3 protein-coding genes are annotated in these 2,477 nt (G+C 41.5%); 1 reads left to right on the forward strand and 2 read right to left on the reverse strand.

The window, feature by feature from the left end:
• Positions 1 to 58: 58 nt before the first annotated feature.
• Together PCH02S_RS35415 and PCH02S_RS35420 are read right to left on the reverse strand one after the other, a co-directional pair.
• Positions 59 to 565: a UPF0158 family protein gene (locus PCH02S_RS35415; protein ID WP_246069437.1), complete on the reverse strand. Its 507-nt coding sequence runs from the start codon at positions 563 to 565 to the stop codon at positions 59 to 61.
• A gap of 110 nt (positions 566 to 675) precedes the next feature.
• Positions 676 to 1,359 (reverse strand): Type 1 glutamine amidotransferase-like domain-containing protein, encoded by a 684-nt coding sequence (locus tag PCH02S_RS35420; protein WP_127458792.1) that lies wholly within the window; start codon positions 1,357 to 1,359, stop codon positions 676 to 678.
• A gap of 806 nt (positions 1,360 to 2,165) precedes the next feature.
• Between PCH02S_RS35420 and PCH02S_RS35425 the strand changes: the two genes are divergently transcribed.
• The coding region (locus PCH02S_RS35425) for a GerAB/ArcD/ProY family transporter (protein ID WP_164819852.1) at positions 2,166 to 2,477 on the forward strand (312 nt) is incomplete at its 3' end.

Raw genomic sequence — 2,477 nt, forward strand, 5'->3', positions numbered from 1 at the left:
TCGTTCTCCGTTTAATAACAATCATTTATTACATTATGTGTTGGATAGGGGACGAGTTTTATGCCTGGATTTCAATATCATTATCCTTGCACCATTCAATTACAAAATCCTTTATCTTACTTTCTTTGTATTCATACCATAGTTTATCGACACCATGTTCAATAATCCCATCTTTAAATCTCCGGAATGCACCTCTTCCTTGGATAGCTACAAACAGCTCTTCTCGGATATCTCCATCTTCTAAAGTCCCAATAAAATCCTCTATGATTTCATATTCATTGAAGTCGTTTTTTAACGTAAAATCAACGTAAATCTCTTCTTCATCTTCAATAATCCTTATTGCTTTCTCAATGTTCTCCCTTTGCCATTCAGGGAACTTATCGAGTGGCTTTTCATCTTCTGCAGCACGATATTCTTCTCTCGTTAATGTAATAACTTCCCCTGATGTAATATTTATAAATGTTAAAGTATCATCAATTTGCATTTCAATCTCACCAACAAGATCATCCAGTTTAACTGGTTTCATCTTATGCATACTCGCTTTCGCACCTTCTTTTGTATTCATTAATAAACATCTTATCCAAATAAAAAATTAATCTACCTAAGCGGTTACTTCAAAAAAATTAATATACACGTTTACGCTTTTGTATCCGTTAGCTCCACAGCGGAGTAAGATCAGAGCGAAAAATGTTTCCAATTCCCTTCGGAAATAACTTCGACTGCTCCGTCGATTACTTTGATGGCGGTCTGATCATCAATTGCATATGCCGGCCCTTGCATCCCAGCGGCCCATCTCTCTGCAGCAGCCATGGTGTTTCCAGGCAGCATCTCGTGGTCCAGATGCGGAAATATTGCAAAATCAACCAGACTCAGCGTTTCATCACCACCGGTGGGTGGAGTCCAGCCAATAAAGAATTCCCCAATGTTAGGTGCCATCACCATACTCCCGGCGCTCATTCCCACATAAACTGCCTGCAGCGACGGCAAAAGGTCTGCCAGTCCGGACTGCCGTATCCAGTGGCACAGGTAGAGGGCGTCTCCGCCCGCTACCAGCAAGACGTCCGTCTCCCGGACCAGCGGCACCCAGCGGTCTTTGTTGATGCTTGGCAGCGCTGTGAGCTCCAGCACGCCGACGGACTTCCAGCCCAGGTCGACCATGGGATTCTTGAACATGGGATTCTCAGAAATCCCGCTGATGAACTGCCAGGCTTTGACGCCGGGGCCGACCCAGGGGTGTCCGTACATCGCGGTGGGGATGCACAGGGCGTTGGAGTCGGCGATCGGCTTGCCAAGCATTTCAACTAGCGCGTCGTGTATGCTTTTGTTATTGATTCCTGCGGATGTGAGCAATAATTTCATAACTTCACTCCTTGTCGTAGTGTGCTTCTGACGTTTATTCCTAACTTCGTAATTTCCTCCATTGCCTAGGTGTTCGATAAAATGATTGAACTATCCTGCTCGTTCAACGACTTACACCATCTAAGAACCGTCTCGTCAACTTCATCGATATAGCCAACATTATCGATCAAGTTCCAAAATAATATATTGTCTGTCTCATCATTTTCAGTAAGAGGCGCTACATTATCCAATTCTGCATCATAAATTGGATTATAATTTATGATTCCATCTGGCTTCCTAACCTTCAGTAGGCCCTTAAATTCCACTCGTAGCCATTTTTATTAATGATTACTTTCAACTCATGCCCCCCTTTCCATAAATTGTACCATAATGATAAAGGTGACTATTAAGCAAATCTGCCCGTTAGTCCGGCAAAGGGCTGCCACGAGCAACCCTTCAAAACATTTTTTGTGCCTTCGTGGTTTTTTAATGTTCTATTAAATTAATACCCAACGGAAAGTCAATCTTCTCAGTAGATCAAGATAGTTAGCATTTGAGCAAACTTTTAATAAAAATAGTAGCTATATGCGCTATTTAAATTCTAATAAATTTTCTTTTCAATTAATGGCTACTTTTTAGTCGCTGTACCTCTTCTTCAATTCGACTAACCTCAATCCTTTGAAACAAGACTTCAATTTGTGTTAACTCTTTTCCAGCTGGACACTCAATATATTCCCAGGTGGGAACAGATAAGCTTAAAACGTGAATAAAATATATGTAATTGGAAAATTTAAGTATACCGCCATCGTAAGAAGGAGCTGATTTGTTTGAACGGAAAAATCACACCCTTCCAGTTGTCTATGCTCCTGATTACATATATCGGAATCTCCAACCATGTCATCCTTATTCCAATATTGTTAGATACCGCGAATCGAGACGCATGGATCTCTGTCTTGGCAGCCATTGTACCTTCCTTACTTCTTGGCCTGTTGTATGTATATATGTACAAACAGATCCCCTCTTCGCTCTCCACCTGGGTAAAAGAGAAAACAAATTCACTGGTGTGGCTTATTTTCACAGTTCTATTCACGTTATACTTCTTAACTCAGGCTAGCATCAGCATACGGGATACGATCGTG

It is taken from the genome of Paenibacillus chondroitinus NBRC 15376, assembly GCF_004000765.1.
Classification (GTDB): domain Bacteria; phylum Bacillota; class Bacilli; order Paenibacillales; family NBRC-103111; genus Paenibacillus_E; species Paenibacillus_E chondroitinus.